Here is a 20,839-nt window from a genome sequence, read left to right on the forward strand (position 1 = left end):
ACTGAATTGGTTACAAGATGACTGCAACTGGATCAGTCTTTCTGAAAAAGATGATCCAGTATATCCTGAATGCTCTGGCTGGCCAGTTTCTTCTCAAGAGCCGCCTGTGCACCGTGAAATGCTTCATCAAGCACCGCATTAATACGCTTTCCCACCGGACAATGCGGATTGGGATTTTCATGAACAGAAAAAAGCTCATTGTCCGGCTCAACGGCCCGATACACTAGAAACAAGGAAATCTCTGACGGGGGTGATGTCAAAGCTGCCCCGGCCTTGCCGGCAGAAGTGCGAATCAGATCCGCCTTTCGCAGCATGCCCAGGATCCGCCGGATCACCACCGGATGGGTATTGACGCTTGACGCGATATAGTCTGAAGCGAGATCATCATGCGGCTTTGAGGCGATCAGCGCCAGAATGTGGATTGCGACGGCGACGCGTGTGTTAATCAAATCCCTCACCACCTGTAACTATTGTAATTACAAGGTAAGCGATTATCAACAATTTGTCAAATTTATTTTTGAAAAATGACGATGTGCCGAAAGGCGCTTCAGATCATGACAAGGCCGATCTGAGCGACTGAACCGCCTGCGCACGGTCTTTTTTTCCGAAAATGAATGATCCGGCAACAAAAACATCCGCCCCGGCATCCGCGCACGACTTCGCAGTTTCGCCGTTGATTCCGCCGTCAACCTCAATTTCAATCGGCCGTGACTGATTGGCGATCAAATCCCGTGTCTGTCTGATTTTGTCGATCATACCGGGAATGAAGGTTTGCCCGCCGAATCCCGGGTTCACGGTCATGATCAGAATGAGATCCGTGCTGTCCATGACATACTCAAGCGCAGATACCGGAGTGGCTGGGTTGAGCACGACACCTGCCCGGGCTCCGGACGTATGAATGAGCTGCAGCACGCGATGAAGGTGGGGGCAGGTTTCCGCGTGGACACTGATGATGTCGGCGCCCGCTTTGGCAAAAGCTTCAATATAATTTTCAGGATTCGTCATCATCAAATGCACGTCCAGCGGCAGACGAGTGCAGGGACGCAGGCTTTGGATGACATTGGGTCCGAAAGTGACATTGGGGACAAAGTGGCCATCCATGACATCGATGTGAAGATAGTCCGCGCCCGCCTGTTCGACTTCGGCAACTTCAGCGGCCAGTTTTGAAAAATCAGCGCTTAGAATAGAGGGTGCAATTTTTTTCATATTCATTCATCCTTTGAGCCATTATTTTTCTTTGGCCAGTGTCCCGACATGTCCATCGGAATAACCGATCAGGACCTTGTCGGTCATAGAGACAAACAGTCCGTGCTCAACGATGCCGGTCACATGATCCAGTTCATCCGCGAGTGCCTTCGGATTACCGATGAAGTCCAAGTGAAGGTCGAGGATATAATGATGAGCGTCCGTGACAAAGGGCTGTCCGCCGGGCGTTTGGCGCAGCCGGGGCCTGTATCCCTTTTCTGTCATGAACGCTTCTACTTGTTTCCAGCCGAAGGGAACAACTTCAATAGGCAAAGGAAAGGCGCCCAGCTTCTTTACCACTTTTTTGCTGTCAACGATCCAGATCCGTTTTTCCGAAGCTTTGGCGACCAGCTTTTCATAAAGCAGGGCACCGCCTCCGCCTTTGATGCCGTTCAGTGACGGATCCACTTCATCCGCACCGTCAATCGTCAGATCAATTCTTTCTACATTGTTTAATGACTGCAGCGGAATATGCCATTTTCCGGCCAGTTCAGCCGTTCTTTGCGATGTGGTGACGCCGGTGATTGAAAGACCGGCCGAGACTTTTTCGGCCAATGCTTCAAGAAAGTAATAAACGGTTGATCCGGTCCCGAGACCGACCGTCATTCCTTCATGAATTTCATCGATTGCCTTTCGGCCCGCCGCTTCTTTGCCGTCCATAAGTATCCCTCAGTTTCTTGTAATGATTGGTCTCAGTCGACCCAAAAAAATTCGGAAAAATTTGATGTTAACGCTCTCATTAAGCGGAAAAGAATTAAATTGCTGCGTGTACTTCCGTTAAGGCATCACGAGCTGTCCGCAAAAAAGGCGGTACGGACGTGCCGCAGGGATTGGAGTAACCGCTTAAGAGGAATTCACCTTTCCTATCATAACACTTTTTAATTGCCGGCGGCATTCGGGTTTGACTTTTTTCCGGACAATTCCGTGAATAAAAAAGAACCCGGCATTTATATCATGCCAGGCTCTTTTATAGAAAATTTCTTCAGAGCGACTTTTTCATAGACTCGAAGCTTTTTCTGAGGTCGAGCGCGACTTCAGGATAATCGGTGATCATAGCGTCAATACCCATTTCAAAGGTTTTCTGCATATTTTTCGGTTTGTTGACCGTCCAGGCGCGGACTTTGACACCATGTTTCTGAAGCTGCTTTCCGGTTTCAGAGAGGGCGGAAGGTTCCCACAAGTGCTGGGCGGATGCGCCGACCTGCTGCGTATAGCGCCACGGCTCAGCCAGGCGTTCCCAGAGCAGCAGGGCCAGATCCGCGTTCGAATCTATTTCTTTCAGACGAATGAGCGATTCATGATTGAAAGATGAATAGACAACGGGCAAATTCGACCGGTACCGGCTGACCAGACGGGCAACACGCTCCTCGATCGTCGGATAGGTGTTTCTGTCGGTCTTGAATTCTATATTAAGGACTCCTGGAAAATCGGACAACAGTTCCAGAACTTCTTTGAGTGTCGGAACTCTTTCACCCGAATATTGGGGTGAAAACCAGGAGCCGGCATCCAGTTCTTTCAGTTCGTTCAGTGTGAAGTTTTTGACCTGCCCTTTGCCGTTTGTCGTCCGGTTGACTTTCTCGTCGTGCATGACAACAACTTCCTGGTCATTTGTTAAGTGAACATCCAGTTCAATGCCGTCGCTTCCGACCCGCATCGCTTCCTCAAAAGCGGACAGCGTATTTTCAGGACGATTTGCTTTACTGCCGCGATGAGCAAAAATGGCAGTTCTCATGTAATATCCTCCTCCATACATAACAGGAACCATACATACAGTAAGATAGATAAATGCAACATTTCCAGTAAAAAATATCGGCGCATTGAGGCTGCATCCGACCGTTAATAAAAGAACAGAGAGACGGCCGACGCCTGATCTGTTCTTCCTTCCGCTGCAAAACGGTTTTTCACATGCGATTTGAATAAAAAGAAATAATGACAGTTGCGGATTCACTTGGCCCGCGGCCAGGTCCTCCGTTTTACCAATTTTTCGCCCTTGTGAAAAAGGACACAACCTCACCTCATACTGTAACATGAATTGTTATAGAAAACGAGAGGAAGACAGTAATTCTTAATCTTTTTTACGAAAAAGATCATGGGCGTTCATTTTTTCAATAAGATTTACGTCTTTTGTAAATGTATGGAAAAAAACTATATCCGAGTTATTCCGATCTTTTATTTTCCGGCAGGCTGCATGCTGATGGCTCGGAGCACATTCTCCAAAATCTTCATGCCGATTCCTTCACCCATCGTCATAATCGACTCCGGATGAAATTGGACGGCGCTGATCGGCAGGCTGCGATGTTCAACAGCCATGATCACGTGGTCTTCCGTTTCGGCGACGGCGTTCAGTTCAGAAGGCAGCCGGCCGGCGCAGATCGAATGATAGCGGCCTGCCTTAAAGCGTCTCGGCACGTCTTTGAACAGTGAAGACCGACCGTCGTGAACCACGAAGGACGATTTTCCGTGTGCCGGGACGTCCAGTTCCTTAAGTTCGCCTCCGAAATAACGGACAATTCCTTGCAGACCAAGACAGATTCCGAAGATCGGCAGATGGCGTTCCAGGCACAGGCGGATGGTTTCGTTCATGTGAAAACGGTCCGGTTCTCCGGGTCCGGGCGACAGAACCACGAGATCGGCAGGTTCGCTGCCTTCCTCGATCAGTCTCCGTGCCGCAGGGCTCCGGCAAACAGTGACCTCAGCGCCGAGTGTTTGAAAATATCCGGATAATGTATGGACAAAAGAATCCTCATGGTCTACAAACAGGAGACGGAGATGTTTTCCAGGCTGCACGCTGTCCGGCTCCTCCTTGTTCCCATGTTCAGACCGCCCGCTTGTTTCAAGCGCCTCCATCAGTGCTCCCGCCTTTGTCAGTGTTTCTTGTTCCTCATTTTCGGGAACAGAGTCGTAAAGCAGCGTCGCACCGACACGAATCTGAGCCATCCCTTTTTGTATGCGCAGACTTCTCAGGGTAAGCCCTGTGTTCAGGCTGCCGTCAAATCTGAACCAGCCGACGGCTCCGCCGTACCAGCCCCGTGGTTTCTTTTCGTGTTTCTCGATCCAGTTCATGGCTTCCAGTTTCGGTGCTCCGGTAACGGTGACCGCCCACATGTGCGTGATAAAAGCATCCAGAGCGTCAAAATCTTTTTTTAAGAGGCCCTTAATATGATCGACGGTGTGAAACAAATGCGAATAGGTTTCGACCTGGCGTCTGCCGATGACTTCAACCGTCCCCGGTACACAAATCCGTGATTTGTCGTTCCTGTCCACATCGGTGCACATGGTCAGTTCAGATTCCTCTTTCACCGATCCGAGCAGTGCCTTGATCTGTTCGGCATCCTCGATGACCGAACCGCGGCGTTTGATTGTGCCGGAAATGGGGCAGGTTTCCACGGTTGCCCCATCGACCCGGACAAACATTTCCGGAGAACAGCCGACCAGAAATTCTTCTTCGTTCAAATGAATGAGAAAACCATAGGGGCTCGGATTGATTTCCTGAAGACGGCGAAAAACGTTTGATGGACGGCTTTTGCATGGCCGGGACAGTAAACGGCTGGGTACTACTTCAAACAGGTCGCCTTTTTTAAATGCGACTTTTGCCTGCCGGACCATCTCGGCATAGTCACCTTTCTTGTCGGCAAAAGCTGCGGACGCGCGGCTGTCGCCGTTTGGATAGAAAGGAAACCGTCTCCCGTCACGAGCCAGACCTTCCGTTGTCCGCTTTTTGTAACTGAATTCATAAGAAAGCTGGTAGGCCTCGGTTTTCTCTCGGTCCACAACAAACAGCTCATCGGGCAGGTACAGCTGCAAGTCGTTTTGCTTCGCATCTCGTTCTTTACACATCGGTAATTGTTCAAATTGAAAGATTAAATCAAAACCGAAAGCGCCGTACAGTCCGAGAAATTCATCATCAATATGGAAAAGCCGGCGAATCTGCCGCAGCAAGGTAAAAATGGAGGGACGGCGTGTCCGGTTTTCTTCCTTAATCACCTCATCACGGTCTGTCCGGACAGTTCCGGATAATTCCGTGTCACCGTTTTTTTCAAAGACTAATGCCGGGTGGTTTAAACATTCGACCAAATAAGCCAGAATTACTTTTCCACGTTCATTCAATGCATGGATATGAAAGGTGTTTTCTTTGGCCGTGAGTTCCAAAGGGGGATTGATAAAGCCGATATCCCATCTGGAATAACGGCCGGGGAATTTATAAGTGCTGGAAAAAAGCGCACCCTTGTGATCATCGAGCTGACTCAGCAAGAGTGAAACGGGTTTGTCCGCCGGGCAGGATAACTGGCTGCGGGCGATGCGCAGACCTTCGCTTGTTGTGTAAAAAGTAGACCCCTGTGAGGCGTTAACACCGGATAAAAGACTCAACAAAAAGACCTCCCGTATAAATAAATTATACAGAAGAGCAATTCTGATTCGGAATCGAAAAATGAGCGGCTCCCGCCGGAATCCCATTAATCTCTTAAACTTTTCTTCTCTCAGGCTCTGCTCTTCTTTGCTCTGCTCAACTTGACTGTGCTTTTTTCATCATACAGGGAAAATAAAAAAAATTCAATTAGAAAAGTTACTAATGATCGGGAGGGATAGCTGTCCGATCACGATTGACACATTTTGAACCACGCGATGGGTACAGGGACGGGAAGAGCGGCTAAACCGGACCCATTCGAGTGTCCGGCATAATAGAAGAATAAACGATGAGAAATAAAAACGCTGTCGTATGCTGGAAATTACCCGGGAAATTTTGCGGGAGATTAAGCCGGCTGCACAGCTTTTATAAAAACTGTTGCATCTTTTATATCATTAGCATACAATCAGAATGCATGAAAGGGCATGGCTTTTGATCGTTGAGTAAACGTTCATACAAGCTCAATTGAAACGATTTTTGGACTATAGAACAGATACAAAAAGTGACAGGCTTTCGGGTGGAATCGGAAATTTTCCGCTTTGAGCCTTTTCTTTTTGGGCTTCAAATTCGATCCGGGCCAAATCATCAATTCATGTAAACCCAAATGTATGAAGGTGATGATGCAATGTTTGCGAAAATGAAAAGAATGCTGATCGGCAGGCCTCTCAAATCAAATGAAATCCACAGTCAGAAGCTGAATAAATTGAAGGCGCTGGCTGTTTTATCGTCCGATGCGCTTTCATCGGTTGCCTATGGGCCTGAACAAATCCTGATCGTGCTGGTTGTGGCTGGCGGGGCTGCGTTATGGTATGCACTGCCGATTTCACTCGGAGTGCTCGTCCTTTTGGTTGCTCTTATTCTATCTTATCGCCAGATTATTTTTGCCTATCCTCAGGGCGGAGGAGCCTATATGGTTTCAAAAGAGAATTTGGGCGTGAATTTCGGCCTGACAGCCGGAGGATCGCTGCTTGTTGACTATATTTTGACGGTTGCCGTCAGTGTCTCGGCAGGGACGGACGCGATCACCTCTGCATTCCCGGCGCTCCGTGCCTATAATGTTACAGTTGCCGTCGTTATTGTTGTTATTATTACGATCCTGAACCTGCGCGGATTGACCGATTCGGCAACGCTGCTTTCTTATCCTGTCTACTTTTTCGTTGTCATGATGGTTCTTGTTATTGGCGCGGGTGTTTTCGGCGCGCTTACCGGTCAGACGACTCCGGTTCATCCGCACACGCCAATCGGCACCCCAGTCATAGGGGTCAGCCTCTTTCTGCTGCTGCGCGCCTTTTCATCGGGATGTTCTGCATTGACCGGCGTTGAGGCGATTTCGAACGCGATTCCGAGCTTCAAGGACCCGGCCCCGAAAAACGCGGCGAAAACTTTACTGATGATGGGCGGGATACTGGCTTTTCTTCTCGCAGGAACGGTCTTCCTATCTTATTGGTACGGGATCCGGCCGATGAGCGATCAAACCGTGCTGTCTCAGCTTGGAGGGACGCTTTTCGGCCGCAACATTTTTTACTATATGATTCAGGTTTCCACGGCACTTATTTTGGTCCTTGCCGCCAACACGGGATATTCTGCATTTCCGATGCTCGCCTATAATCTGGCTAACGACAAGTACATGCCGCGCCCGTTTAAAATAAAGGGAGACCGTCTGGGCTATTCAAACGGAATTATCACGCTGGGTGTGATGTCAATCTTGCTGATCATCATTTTCAGCGGAAAAACCGAGAATCTGATTCCCCTTTATGCGGTCGGTGTATTTATTCCATTTTCACTATCTCAGACCGGAATGATTGTACACTGGATCCGTGAACGGCCCAAGGGCTGGACGGGCAGACTGTTCATCAATCTAACCGGGGCCTTGATCTGCTACCTGATCCTGATCATTTTCTTTCTGACTAAGTTTGGGCAGATCTGGCCGGTTTTAATCTTTCTTCCCATTGTCATCTTCATTTTTCATAAGATACATCAGCACTATATGCTGGTCGCCGAACAGCTTCGTCTTGATCTGTCGATCCCGCTCCGATCGGTTCGCACGACGGACAACATCATTGTCGTACCGGTTGCCGGAATAACCAAAGTTGTCGAACAATCCCTGACTTATGCCAAATCGTTGTCCAAAAATGTGATTGCCGTCTATGTCGGAGACAGTCCCCAGGCTATCTCAAAAATGGAGAACGAATGGAATCAATGGAATACGGGCATCCGCCTGGTGACTCTGCATTCCCTTTATCGCAGCATCATCAGCCCGCTGGATAAATTTATTGACACAGTAAAATGGAAGGCGGACCAGACGGGAGCAACGGTTACGGTTGTTTTCCCGCAGTTCTATACAAAAAAATGGTGGCAGAATTTCCTTCACAACCAATCCGGAACGCTGATCAAGGCAAGTCTGATCAGACTTGCCGATGTCGTAATTGCCACTGTCCCTTATCATTTTAAAAAATAATAGCGTATGATCCGATAAACCGTTTGCGATGATAGCGAACGGTTTTGTATTTTAGCTTTGCATTCCGCCTTTCCTCATTAAGCAATTCTTAAGAAAATGCTCCTAAACTATCACCAGGAGATTTTTCAACCATTTGAAATAAATGAGGGGGAGCACCAGGCATGAAGAAGGGCTGGCTGATCATAATTGCAGTGATTATTGTTGTCGGAGGGGGGGCATTCTGGTTTCTGAACAGGAACCAATCGGCTCAGGCGCAGATGATTATTCCGACGGCAGTCGTTCAAAAAGGTTCAATTTCATCGGACGTTACAGGATCGGGAGATTTAACGCCTGCTGTCGATGAAGATATCGTAATTGGTTCAGGCGATGCATCTAAAACCGTTTCCTCTGTTAATACAGCAAACAACGCAACGGTCAAAAAAGGGGATACACTGGTTACTTATACAGACGGGACGACACTGACCGCACCGGATAACGGAACCATTTCCAACCTGAATCTGTTTGCCGGAGATCGGGCAGCCGCTGGAAAGGTGATTGCTCATTTAACGAATTACAACAACCTGAATATGGTCGCTCAGGTTGATGAACTGGATATCCCGAAATTAAAAGACGGACAAGCTGTGACGGTGACCGTCAATGCTTACCCGAATCAGAAATTTGCCGGAACCGTCACTTCGATTGCCAATGCGGGAACGGATACGAATGGCGTAGCGACGTTTAATGTGACGATTCAAATGGCTAATTCAACCGGATTGAAAGCGGGAATGACGGCAACGGCGGACGTTGTCATTCAGAAAAAAGACAACACACTTTACGTTCCTTCAGGAGCGGTACATCAACAGGGAGGTCAGTCCTTTGTTTATGCATCAGCGGCATCTTCTTCAGACAGCAGCACTGCCGGCGGTTCATACGGCAGCCGTATGAACCGCATTGATCACCAGCTTGGCAATCGGGTGAGCGTGACAACGGGGCTGCACAATGATCAATCGATTGAAATCTTGTCAGGATTGCAGGAAGGCGAGGTTGTGCAGCTTCCGGCGATTACCCGGGCAACAATTAATGCGGCTGTGAACGGACAGCAGTTTGGCGGCATGTACGGCGGCAACGGTCTGTTTGGCGGTATGGGCGGCAATCGCGGCGGCGGATTTAAGCGCGGACAAGGACAAAGGGCTAACGGGGGAGGCAACCAGCAATGACAGAGACCATGATCTCCTTGAAGAAGATCGAGAAAACGTACAAAATGGGCCAAAATACGGTCCATGCCCTGGACCATGTCAGCCTGTCGATTGAAGAGGGAGATTTTGTCTCCATTGTCGGTCCTTCCGGGTCGGGAAAATCGACACTGATGAACACAATGGGCTGCCTGGATCATCCGGACTCCGGCGAATATGTGCTTGGCGGAAGCCATGTCGACAGCCTGAAAGATTGGCAGCTGGCGGACATCCGCAACCAGAAGATCGGTTTCATTTTTCAAAACTTCAATTTGCTTGGCAAACTGACCGCACTGGAAAATGTCGAACTGCCGCTGATTTATCGTGGAACAAAAGCAAAGGAAAGAAGGGAACAGGCTATGGCGAGTCTCGCTCAGGTCGGTATCGAAGAACGTGCGGAACATCTTCCGAATCAGCTTTCTGGAGGCCAGCAGCAGCGTGTTGCCATAGCACGGGCGCTTGTCGGACAGCCGTCCATCCTTCTCGCTGACGAACCGACTGGCGCGCTCGACAGCCGGACGAGCGAAGAAATTATGGATCTTTTGATCGCGTTGAATAAAGAAGGGCGCACGATCATTTTAATCACACACGATTTGCATGTCGCTAGAAAAGCGAAACGAACGGTCAGCATCAGCGACGGCAAACTGTACGAAGGTGAGCATGTCTTATGAACCTACTCACTTCAATTAACATGGCACTCCGCAATATACGCGCAAATAAAACCCGGGCTTTTCTGACGATGCTGGGTATTATAATTGGGGTATCATCGGTCATTGTGCTTGTTGCCATCGGTCAGGGATCGAGCAAGTCCGTAGCCGACAGTGTCAACAGTCTGGGAACAAATCTCATTACGGTCAACATCATGAACACGGATACGCCCTATACAATGGATGATATCGGGCAGGTTCAAAAAGTCTACGGCGTGAAAAGTATATCTCCCGTCCTCACCGGCCGTGTGACGGTACAAAACGGGAGTACGTCGACTCAGGTCGCTCTGACCGGAACGAACGCTGATTATCTGACAACCCGGCAGCTTTCAGTGGGTGACGGACGTTTTATCTCAACGATTGACGATCAATACCGTCAAAAAGAGGTCGTTCTCGGAAGCCAGGTTGCTCAGACACTATTCGGCAGCGCATCCCCTGTCAATCAAAGTGTTCTTATTAACGGTAATCGGTATAACGTCATCGGCGTCCTGAATACGAAAGGCGGATCGATGGGACAGAGCAGCGATCAATCGGTGTTCATTCCGTTTTCCACGGCACAGAGACTCCTGCAGACCACCCATATCACGCAGTTTTATGCTCAGGCCGACAATCAGCAGGATGTCAATATAGCGATGGCGGGGATCCAGAGAGCGGTAGGGCAGGTATACAGCAATACGGATGATTACACAGTCATCAATCAGCAGGATGTCATGAACGCGATGGATTCTGTCACACAGACGATGACTATGCTCCTTGGAGGTATCGCAGGCATTTCGCTGCTTGTCGGCGGTATCGGGATCATGAATATCATGTTTGTATCGGTAACGGAACGGACGAGGGAAATCGGTATTCGGAAAGCGATCGGCGCCAAGAGGCGGGATATCCTCCTGCAGTTTCTGATTGAATCCACGGTGCTCAGTATGATCGGCGGGCTTTGCGGTGTGGCCATCGGGCTTCTCGCAGGCTGGATCTACACGACCGTGACAGGAGGACTCGCGGTATATTCGATAACGGTCATCGTGTTTGCCTTCCTGTTTTCAGCACTCATCGGCATTATCTTCGGTGTCTTCCCGGCTAACAAGGCATCGAAACTGAGCCCGATTGAAGCTCTGCGATTCGAATAAAACGAAAATCGCATTATGAGATTTTCAAAACTTTTAAAACGGCACAGCAACGTGTAAAATAAAGGGATTACATCAGGAGAACAGATGGACATACTTAGCCAAAGTCCCTTTTTAAACGAAGCTGCAGGGAAAAAGATAATTAACGTCTTTTTTCACAAAAGTACACGATCATTTGGTTGGAGAAGGAAGGCTGAATAAGATGAGACTGCTTGCTGTTGAGGATAATCCGTCCTTGCTTGAAGAGATCGTGAAACTTCTTTCAGATGAGTACACGGTCGATTCGGCGGCAAACGGTGAAGACGCCCTGTACATGGCGGAACAGAATATTTATGATGCTTTGATTCTCGACGTCATGCTGCCCGAGATGGACGGTTTTGAAGTGACCAGACGGCTGCGTTCGGAAAAAATCACGACACCGGTCGTTTTTCTGACGGCCCGGGATGCTGTGGATGATCGGGTAAAAGGCCTGAATCTGGGCGGAGACGACTATATTGTCAAACCTTTTCAGAATCAGGAATTGAAAGCGAGGATATCCGCCATCCTGCGCCGAAGTTCACCCATGACACTGGATCAGACACTGTGCTATAAGGGCATTGTGATCGACGAAAAGCATAAACAAATCAAAATTGACGGAGAAGTAATCCCCTTTACGGTCAAACAATATGAGCTGCTGGAGTACCTGATTCATAATGCCGAACAGATTCTGACGCGTGAACAAATATTTGACAGAATCTGGGGCTTCGATTCCGATACCACGGTCGGTATCGTTGAAGTTTATGTTCACCAGCTTCGTAAAAAACTGAAAAAATATGGTTATGACAAGGATATCCAAACGGTAAGAGGTATTGGGTATATGCTGTCGAATCAGTGAGCGGGATCAGTCCATGTTTCGAAAAACACTGATTAAGCTGACTGTCCTGAACTCCATCATTTTGATTTGTCTGATCAGTCTTCTTGGAGGAACGATCTATATTTATGAAAAAACCGTGCTCTATCAGGGAAGCGATCAAATTCTGACCCGTGCTTCCGGGATTCTAAGTTCGCCTGAGGGCGGCACCTTGCTCCCGCACGATCCAAGGCTGCGTGATCCGAGGCTGAGTTTTGCCATTCTTAACCAAAATAATGAGGTTCTCTTCTCCAACAGGGTGGATTCTCTTAATACAGATACAATTAAGCCGTTTTTAACGAAGAAAACGGATCAAATTGTTGAAAAGAAGGTGGCCGGCTATTATTTTCACGTCCTGGTTGACAGGATCAATACGAATAAAACCGCGCTGACCATTTACTTTATTATTAATATCGATCCCGAACGAAATCTGCTGAATACACTGCTTTCGATTATTTTAGGTGGCATGGCCATTGGAACCCTGTTTTCTGTCGCGCTCGGCTACATCCTCGCGCGCTGGGCGCTCCGTCCGATCCGAAACGCCTGGGATAAACAAAACCGATTTGTTGCCGACGCTTCCCACGAACTGCGTACGCCTCTTTCTATTATTCAATTAAAGATTGAAGGACTGCTTAGACAGCCGAAGCGCCATATTCAGGATACCGGCGAAGATATTGCCGTGATGCTTGACGAAACCCGGCGCCTGTCCAAACTGGTCGGCAGTCTGCTGACGCTCGCACGTTCCGATGCCAACCGCCTGGAAGTGAATCTCGAACCGCTCGACATGAAGCGTATGCTGAAAAAGGTAACGGAGCCTTTTGCCGAAATGGCCGATTTTGAGGGAAAGACGTTTATTCTGGAATTGGATAAGAAACCGATTATTATCAACGGCGATGAGCAGCGTATCCATCAGCTGCTGGTCATTCTTCTCGATAACGCGATGAAATTTACGAAAAAGGGCGGGGAAATTGCCGTCTCCTGCACCCAGGATTACAAAACCGTGACACTCAAGGTGTCGGACAGCGGGATCGGCATTTCAGAAAAGGACCTTCCGCACATTTTTGATCGCTTCTTTCAGGCGGATGCCTCGCGGACGGATCGAAAGGGAACCGGGCTCGGGCTGGCAATCGCCCAATGGATTGTTGAAAAGCATCGCGGCAGGATTGAAGTTGACAGCAAGCCGGGCGAGGGCACCGTCTTCACCGTGTACCTGCCCCTTATAAGAAAAGAGGATAGGACGCCGGAATTATTGAAGGCGGGAGAAAAAGTGAGACGGAACAATGACGAACCTGGAAAAGGAGAAGCCAATGAACAGTTATCATAAAGAAACAGCAACTTTTGCCGGCGGGTGCTTCTGGTGCATGGTCAAACCGTTTGATACACTGCCGGGTATTGAAAAAGTCGTCTCCGGATATATAGGCGGGAAGGTTGAGGCTCCGACCTACGAAATGGTCAAGTCAGGAACGACCGGCCATATGGAGGCGGTGCAGATCACCTTTGATCCGGACGTCTTCCCTTACGAGAAACTGCTCGAACTCTATTGGACACAAATCGATCCGACCGATGACGGAGGGCAGTTCTTCGATCGCGGCTCCAATTATCGGACAGCGATTTTTTATCATGATGAAGCGCAGAAAGCGTTGGCAGAACGGTCAAAGTCGGCGCTCGCTTCCAGCGGACGTTTTACAAAGCCGATCGTGACGCGCATTCTTCCGGCCGCACCCTTCTACCCGGCTGAAGAGGAGCATCAGAAATTTTATAAAAAGTACCCGGATCGATATGCGGCGGAGCGAAGTGAATCGGGCCGCGACACGTTTATCAAAGAAAAATGGGGCAGGTAAGATAAACTTATTTCTGTCCCTATGATATGAATGCTGAAAAGCCTCGTACGGGGCTTTTTATTGTTTAGAAAATTATATCGACCGTCGCGAGAAAATATCAGCTTTCGTGGAATTAAACGGTTCGTCCTCAAAAAAATATCGGTCTTCAAAAAATTCTCTTTTGGGTGATTTGTTGCCAGGGGTTTGAATGCTTTTTATCGACTGAGTTAAATACGGCTCTTTTGCGAACAATAGCCCGTCCCCTGTTCAAAATAGTGAAAAGCCTGCTTGAAAAAACGAAAAGAGTATTGTAAACTAGTCATCAACAATACAATAATTTCATAGTTAAGATTCTTATCAAGAGAAGCCGAGGGACTGGCCCGATGACGCTTCAGCAACCGTTGCCTGATGGGGCGACAAGGTGCTAATTCCAGCAAGCATGGATTATATGCTTGAGGGATAAGAAGAAAACAGCCAACCGGCCTTCTTCTTATCGAAGAAGGCTTTTTTTGATATTGAAATTTCGGGGCCGGTCAGGGTTATTGATTATGGAACGGAAAGGGGAACAATCAGATGACAGCTTACAAAACGGAAACGAAACTGACACAAATTGGCAACGGTTTTGACGAACTGGGTGCCGTGAACGCGCCTATTTATCTATCGACTGCATATCGCCACGAAGGGATCGGCGTTTCAAAGGGGTATGATTATATCCGGACAGGAAACCCGACCCGGTCGATTCTTGAGAAAGCGATTGCCTCGATCGAAGGCGGAGAGGAAGGTTTTGCCTGTAGTTCCGGTATGAGTGCGATCCAGCTTGTTTTTTCACTCTTTCAGTCCGGGGACCACATTATTGCCTCCAGAGATTTGTACGGCGGAACCTACCGTCTATTCGAAATCCTCGCCAGACAATACCGCATCACATTCACCTACTGGGACGGCGCGAGTTATGAAAAACTGGCCTCCCTTGTAGAGCCGCAGACGAAAGCTATTTTTATTGAAACGCCAACCAATCCGCTGATGCGGGAAACAGACATATCCGAAGTCTCCTACATTGCCAGAAAAAATCATCTGCTTCTGATCGTTGACAACACATTTTACACCCCGGTGCTGCAGAAACCGATTGAAGAAGGGGCCGATCTGGTCGTGCACAGTGCGACCAAGTATCTGGGCGGGCACAATGATGTGCTGGCCGGCCTGGTTGTCTCCAATTCCTCTGAAGTTACCGAGAAACTAAGGCTTTTCCATAATTCTTGCGGCCTCGTGCTTGATCCGTTCGATTCCTGGCTTCTGATCCGCGGAATGAAAACTCTGGCGCTGAGGATGAGGCAGCATGAGACCAATGCCAGGAGGATTGTCAGTTACCTGAATGATCAGCTACTCGTAACCCGGGTTCTTTATCCGGGCAAGGGGGGGATGGTCAGTTTTGAGCTCAGCAAAGAAATTTACGTTCAACCTTTTCTCAAGGCGCTGCGCTTGATTACCTTTGCGGAAAGCCTCGGGGGTGTGGAAAGCCTGATTACTTATCCCGCCACACAGACGCACGCTGATATTCCGGAGGCCGACCGTCTCAAGTACGGATTATCCAACTCGCTGCTGCGTCTGTCGACCGGGATCGAGCATCCCGACGATCTGATCAATGATCTGGATCAGGCTTTCCAATCCCTTAAAAAGGGTGTGGCGCTGCATGGCTGACACATTCAGCTTTTCAACAAAACTGATCAGGAAAACGGTGGCGGTCGATCCGCAGACTGGAGCCGCCAATGTCCCTATTTATCTGTCCTCTACTTTTCATCAAAAAGATTTTGATCACTACGGAAAATACGATTACAGCCGTTCGGGCAATCCGACCCGCGAAGCTCTGGAGGAGGCCATTGCATCGCTGGAGGGAGGCGTGCGCGGATTCGCCTTTGCGTCGGGCATGGCCGCCATATCTTCGGCTTTTCTGCTCCTTTCAGCGGGGGATCACGCGGTCGTTCCGAAAAATGTGTACGGCGGGACGTTCCGGATTCTCACCCAGGTACTGAATCGTTTTGCCATCAGCTATACGTTTGTTGATACAACCGACCTTGAAGAGGTGGAGCGGGCGGTCAGGCCGAATACCAAAGTCATTTACGTTGAGACACCTTCCAATCCTACACTCAAGGTAACGGATATTCGCGCGGTTTCCGAAATTGCCCGGGCGCACGGCTGTCTCACCTTCGTGGATAATACATTCATGACTCCTGTGTTTCAGCGCCCGCTTGAGCTGGGCGCGGACCTCGTTCTGCACAGCGCGACCAAGTTTATTTCCGGTCACAGTGATGTTGTCGCGGGACTGGCCGTCGCGGGCAGCGAAGAACTCGCAGACAGACTTTATTTTTTACAGAATGCGATGGGCGCCATACTCGGCGTTCAGGATTCATGGCTTCTGCTCCGGGGACTGAAGACATTGGATGTCCGCATCCGCAAATCTGCACAGTCGGCGCGGATGATTGCCGAATTTCTTAAGACGCGGCGGGAAGTGCGTACGGTCTATTATCCGGGCCTGCCCGGCCATCCGGGTTCGGCACTGCAGGCTCGGCAGGCGGAATCCGGAGGTGCCGTACTGTCTTTCGAACTGAAAAATGAAACCTGCGCCCGGACATTTGTCGATCACGCCAGTCTTCCGGTCTTTGCCGTCAGCCTCGGCGCCGTCGAATCGATTTTATCTTATCCGCCGAGAATGTCCCATGCGGAATTGTCCGGGGAGGAACGGGTCAAAGCGGGGATCGCAAGCGGACTGCTTCGCCTGTCGGTGGGTCTGGAAGACCCGGGCGATCTGATCCGGGATTTTCAGGATGCCCTCGATGCGGTTCGGGAGAAAGAGAAACTGACAGTTAGGAGCGGAGAATGATGCGCCCACCTATACTTGATGAACTACGGAAAAGAATTTTGATCGGCGACGGAGCCATGGGAACACTTTTATATTCTTACGGCATCGACCGATGTTTTGAAGAACTCAATGTGTCCCACGCGGACGAGGTCAGGCATGTGCATGAAGCTTACGTCAATGCCGGTGCGGATGTTATTCAGACCAACACATACGGAGCGAACGCGATCAAACTCGCCCGTTACGGACTGGAAAAGGAGGTCACCCGCTTCAATGCGGCAGCAGTGGAAATCGCAAAAAGCGCTGCTCGGGCGGAGACCTATGTTTTTGGGACAATCGGCGGCATCCGCGGTTTCCAGAAACAGTCTCTGGAACTGAGTGAAATCACGCGGAGCTTTCAGGAACAGGCGGACTGTCTGATTGAAAACGGCGTGGACGGTCTCCTGCTCGAAACTTATTATGATTTCGATGAATTGCGGGAGGTGCTGAAACGCGCAAGAAAATCGACAGATAAACCGATCATTGCTCATGTGTCCATGCAGGAGCCCGGTATTCTGCTCAATGGCCTGCCGCTTGCCGACGCACTTAAAGAGCTGGAAGGCCTTGGCGCGGACATTGTCGGGACTAATTGCCGTCTCGGCCCGTTTCATATGATTCAGGCGCTTCAGGGAATTCCGCTGCCGAAGCGCGCATTCCTTTCCGCCTATCCGAACGGCAGTCTGCCTGACTACCGGGACGGCAAGCTGTATTATGAAACCGAACCGGGTTATTTTAAAAAATATGCGGTTGACTTCCGCAATGAAGGAGTGCGGCTGCTCGGCGGGTGCTGCGGCACAACCCCGGTGCAGATCGAAGCTTTCAAAAACGGGATTGCCGAACTGGAGCCGCTTCAGACAAAAAAGGTAAAAAAGACCGCAACAATCGTTGTTGAACGGGGCGACAGTCAGCCTGAAACGCCCCTTTACGAGAAGGCTGTGAGCGGCCGTTCGGTATTTGTCGAATTCGATACGCCGCGGCATCTGAGCACGGCGCACTTTTTCAAAGGGGTCCGGGCCATCGAGGAGGCCGGTGCCGACGCGATCACGATGGCGGACAATTCACTTGCCTCGCCCAGGATCAGCAACGCGGCCATCGGCCACCTGATCAAAGAGCGGTTTTCTATCCCGCCTCTCGTTCACCTGACATGCCGCGACCGCAATCTGATCGGTATCCAGTCACACCTGATGGGGCTTGACGTTCTTGGCCTGCACGACCTGCTGGTTGTGACCGGCGATCCGACAAAAATCGGCGATTTTCCGGGAGCCACGTCGGTTTATGATCTTTCATCGATGCAGCTGATTGAGCTGGTCAAGAAGTTTAACCGCGGAATCTCCTACTCCGGCAAAAGCCTGAAGCATCCGACACATTTTCGTGTAGCAGCCGCTTTCAATCCGAATGTCCGCAATCTTGACCGCGCCGTACAGCGAATGAAGCGGAAGGCGGAATGCGGAGCGGATTATTTTATCTCGCAGCCTGCATTCGACAAACAGCGCATCGCTGAAGTCAGTGCGGCAACTTCAGACGTGTCCGAACCGCTTTACATCGGTATTATGCCGCTGACCTCGTCCCGGAATGCGGAGTTTCTGCATAATGAAGTGCCGGGTATCAGGCTGCCCGATAATGTACGAAAGCGGATGGCGCTTGCCAAAAGCAAAGAAGAATCCATTCAGGCGGGAACGGAGATTGCCAAAGAACTTATTGATACTGCCATGGAACACTTCAGGGGCATTTATCTGATCACGACGATGGGGCACTATTCCGTAACGGTCGAACTGATCAAATACATTAAAGAAAAAGAACGTCTTCTAAGCCGCGCAGCCGCTGTCCGGAAAGCGGGCAGTCAGTCTTAAGAACGGCACGATGAAACGTTTTCTTTGCAGGTGTTCAAGTGTGATGTGATAAAATTAATGAGACAGCTAGCTATCTTATGAAAAGAGGGTCTATCGATGATTGAACACATCGTTCTGTTTAAATTCAGTGACGAAACAACGCAGGCGCAAAAAGAGGAAGGTGCGCGGCGCCTGCAGCATCTGATCCATGAATTACCCGGAATTCTTGATATTCAAGCCGGGCAGAATTACTCGACACGCGCCAAGGGCTACTCCATGGCGCTGACGGTCCGCTTCAGATCACAGGCTGATCATGAACACTACACACCGTCGCCGGAGCATCAGGCCGTGGTTTCTTATCTAAAAGAAGCCGGGCTGGTCGATACATTAGCCGTCGATTTTGAAATCCCGGATCCGGAATGACACTCTGAGAGAAAAAGAAGATGACGAAAAACCGTCTGAATGGTGCGGAAAGATGGGTACATTCAGACGGTTTTTTTGTACTATAAGAAATTATCGAATTTTTGAGGATTATCGTATAAGCGGCTGAACATAAGCGCCGCGTCCTGCGGCCTGTTCGGCATTAAGCCATCCTGGCCCCCGCAACGAAGGCAACGCCCGCGCTATGTTCCTTTGGGCGGAGAAATTTTTAAGATAAATAGTATGTTATATTAGACATACTATGGTATAATAAATTCACAAAATGTTAACATTTTTGGGCTGCGGCCATTCGTTCAAAAGAAGCAGTTTGAACGAAGTGAAATGAAAGCGGTAACAAACAAGGGAAAAAGGGGAGAGATTTTCGTGCGGCTTTTAAAAAATTTAACTTTTCAAGTGATCGTGGCCATCATTTCAGGCATTCTTGTCGGCTTTTTCTGGCCGGGAATCGGCACTCATCTGCAAGCGCTCGGCACCACGTTTATCAATGCGGTCAAGATGGTTATTGCGCCGATCATCTTTCTGACGATTGTTGTCGGTATTTCCAGAATGGGGAATATGAAAAAGGTCGGCAAGGTTGGCGGCAAGGCTTTGATTTATTTCGAAGTGGTGACGACGATCGCCCTGATCATCGGGCTTGTTGTCGTCCATCTCCTGCAGCCGGGGTCGGGTCTTGATCCTGCCAAGATGCCGAGCGGCGACGTCTCCAAGTTCACATCTGGCAGCAGCACGGGCATGAACTGGACGGAATTCTTTCTGAATATCATACCGAGCAACGTCATCGATGCGTTCGCCCGGGGCGATATCCTGCAGGTTCTTTTCTTTTCCGTTCTGTTTGGATTCGGACTTTCGGCTCTTGGCAAAAAGGGGCAGCCGCTCGTTGACTTTTTTGACCAGGTCTCTCAGGTTTTTTTCAAGATTATCGAATATATCATGTATGCGGCCCCAATCGGGGCATTCGGCGCGATGGCCTACACGATTAGCAATTTCGGGCTGCAGACGATCGGGCCGCTTGTTAAACTGATGATCTCTGTCTATGTGACCATGGCTCTGTTCATATTTGTCGTCCTGATGCTCATCTGCAAATTAGCCGGGTTTAATCTGTTTACTTATTTAAGATACATTAAAGACGAGATCCTGATTGTTTTCGGGACGAGTTCTTCGGAAGCAGCGCTTCCACGTATGATGGATAAATTGGAGCGGCTGGGCTGCGAAAAATCAGTTGTCGGGCTCGTCATACCGGCCGGATATTCGTTCAACCTCGATGGAACATCGATTTATCTGACGATGGCTGTCGTTTTCCTGGCTCAGGTTTTCCACGTTCCGCTTGATCTGGGGCAGCAGATTGCGATTATTCTTATTCTGATGCTGACGTCCAAAGGTGCCGCGGCGGTTACGGGCGGCGGATTCATCGTGCTGGCTTCGACATTGACCGCGATGCACGTGATCCCGATTGCAGGACTCGGCCTGCTGCTCGGTGTCGATCGTTTCATGAGTGAAGCACGCGCGATTACCAATCTGATCGGAAACGGAATTGCCACAATCGTGATTTCCAAAAGTGAAAAGGCATTTGATAAAAAGAAGGAACAGCAGGCGCTCTATGCCATGCGCCACCCGGAGCAAGGCGGCGTTTTCCATGAAGGTCCTGTCTCTCCGGTGCAGAACGGTCCCTTGTCTTAAACAGACTTGACTTCCCGTTCCTTCGCCGATATCATGAACTTGCACAAGATGCGGTACCTTAAAAAATCCGCGGAACGTGCAAGTTTTTCATTTTTCGGGCGAAGAAAATGGGTGTTAATCTTTTGGGTACTGCTTCAGGTCTTTCG

General features: G+C 49.5%; 17 protein-coding genes and 1 riboswitch. Of the genes, 12 read left to right on the forward strand and 5 right to left on the reverse strand.

Features of this window, described 5'->3' with window-relative positions; translation table 11 throughout:
* Positions 1-32: 32 nt before the first annotated feature.
* The 5 genes from IEX81_RS08070 to IEX81_RS08090 form a co-directional block, all read right to left on the reverse strand.
* Positions 33-449, reverse strand: coding sequence for an Rrf2 family transcriptional regulator (locus IEX81_RS08070; protein ID WP_188802569.1), 417 nt, complete (start codon positions 447-449; stop codon positions 33-35).
* A gap of 103 nt (positions 450-552) precedes the next feature.
* Complete coding sequence (gene rpe / locus IEX81_RS08075) at positions 553-1,206, reverse strand: ribulose-phosphate 3-epimerase (protein WP_188802570.1); 654 nt, start codon at positions 1,204-1,206, stop codon at positions 553-555.
* Between the two features lie 21 nt (positions 1,207-1,227).
* On the reverse strand, positions 1,228-1,905 hold the full coding sequence (rpiA, locus tag IEX81_RS08080; protein WP_188802571.1) for a ribose-5-phosphate isomerase RpiA: 678 nt from the start codon (positions 1,903-1,905) through the stop codon (positions 1,228-1,230).
* A gap of 322 nt (positions 1,906-2,227) precedes the next feature.
* Positions 2,228-2,977, reverse strand: a complete 750-nt coding sequence (locus IEX81_RS08085) for a glycerophosphodiester phosphodiesterase (RefSeq protein ID WP_188802572.1) — start codon at positions 2,975-2,977, stop codon at positions 2,228-2,230.
* 437 nt (positions 2,978-3,414) lie between these two features.
* Entirely contained in the window at positions 3,415-5,613 is a 2,199-nt protein-coding gene (locus IEX81_RS08090) for an anthranilate synthase component I (protein ID WP_229727524.1), read from the reverse strand.
* Positions 5,614-6,275: 662 nt separating this feature from the next.
* Between IEX81_RS08090 and kimA the strand changes: the two genes are divergently transcribed.
* From kimA to IEX81_RS08150, 12 genes are all read left to right on the forward strand, one after another.
* Positions 6,276-8,108, forward strand: a complete 1,833-nt coding sequence (gene kimA, locus IEX81_RS08095; RefSeq protein ID WP_188802574.1) for a potassium transporter KimA — start codon at positions 6,276-6,278, stop codon at positions 8,106-8,108.
* A 161-nt stretch (positions 8,109-8,269) separates the two neighbouring features.
* Positions 8,270-9,304, forward strand: coding sequence for an RND family efflux transporter (locus tag IEX81_RS08100; protein ID WP_188802575.1), 1,035 nt, complete (start codon positions 8,270-8,272; stop codon positions 9,302-9,304).
* Entirely contained in the window at positions 9,301-9,990 is a 690-nt protein-coding gene (locus tag IEX81_RS08105) for an ABC transporter ATP-binding protein (protein WP_188802576.1), read from the forward strand. The genes IEX81_RS08100 and IEX81_RS08105 overlap by 4 nt, the downstream gene beginning before the upstream one ends.
* Positions 9,987-11,150, forward strand: a complete 1,164-nt coding sequence (locus IEX81_RS08110; protein ID WP_188802577.1) for an ABC transporter permease — start codon at positions 9,987-9,989, stop codon at positions 11,148-11,150. The genes IEX81_RS08105 and IEX81_RS08110 overlap by 4 nt, the downstream gene beginning before the upstream one ends.
* 199 nt (positions 11,151-11,349) lie before the next feature.
* Positions 11,350-12,021 (forward strand): response regulator transcription factor, encoded by a 672-nt coding sequence (locus tag IEX81_RS08115; RefSeq protein WP_188802578.1) that lies wholly within the window; start codon positions 11,350-11,352, stop codon positions 12,019-12,021.
* Between the two features lie 13 nt (positions 12,022-12,034).
* On the forward strand, positions 12,035-13,360 hold the full coding sequence (locus IEX81_RS08120) for a sensor histidine kinase (protein WP_188802579.1): 1,326 nt from the start codon (positions 12,035-12,037) through the stop codon (positions 13,358-13,360).
* Positions 13,344-13,877 (forward strand): peptide-methionine (S)-S-oxide reductase MsrA, encoded by a 534-nt coding sequence (gene msrA, locus IEX81_RS08125; RefSeq protein ID WP_188802580.1) that lies wholly within the window; start codon positions 13,344-13,346, stop codon positions 13,875-13,877. Before IEX81_RS08120 ends, msrA begins: the two co-directional genes overlap by 17 nt.
* A gap of 330 nt (positions 13,878-14,207) precedes the next feature.
* Positions 14,208-14,322, forward strand: a riboswitch (SAM riboswitch).
* 107 nt (positions 14,323-14,429) lie between these two features.
* On the forward strand, positions 14,430-15,551 hold the full coding sequence (locus IEX81_RS08130) for a methionine biosynthesis PLP-dependent protein (RefSeq protein WP_188802581.1): 1,122 nt from the start codon (positions 14,430-14,432) through the stop codon (positions 15,549-15,551).
* Positions 15,544-16,731: a cystathionine beta-lyase gene (gene metC / locus IEX81_RS08135; protein ID WP_188802582.1), complete on the forward strand. Its 1,188-nt coding sequence runs from the start codon at positions 15,544-15,546 to the stop codon at positions 16,729-16,731. Before IEX81_RS08130 ends, metC begins: the two co-directional genes overlap by 8 nt.
* On the forward strand, positions 16,731-18,596 hold the full coding sequence (locus IEX81_RS08140) for a bifunctional homocysteine S-methyltransferase/methylenetetrahydrofolate reductase (protein WP_188802583.1): 1,866 nt from the start codon (positions 16,731-16,733) through the stop codon (positions 18,594-18,596). The genes metC and IEX81_RS08140 overlap by 1 nt, the downstream gene beginning before the upstream one ends.
* 96 nt (positions 18,597-18,692) lie before the next feature.
* Positions 18,693-18,998, forward strand: coding sequence for a Dabb family protein (locus IEX81_RS08145; RefSeq protein ID WP_188802584.1), 306 nt, complete (start codon positions 18,693-18,695; stop codon positions 18,996-18,998).
* A 381-nt stretch (positions 18,999-19,379) separates the two neighbouring features.
* Entirely contained in the window at positions 19,380-20,693 is a 1,314-nt protein-coding gene (locus IEX81_RS08150; protein ID WP_188802585.1) for a dicarboxylate/amino acid:cation symporter, read from the forward strand.
* Positions 20,694-20,839 lie beyond the last annotated feature (146 nt).

It is taken from the genome of Sporolactobacillus putidus (genome assembly GCF_014647035.1).
Lineage (GTDB): Bacteria > Bacillota > Bacilli > Bacillales > Sporolactobacillaceae > Sporolactobacillus > Sporolactobacillus putidus.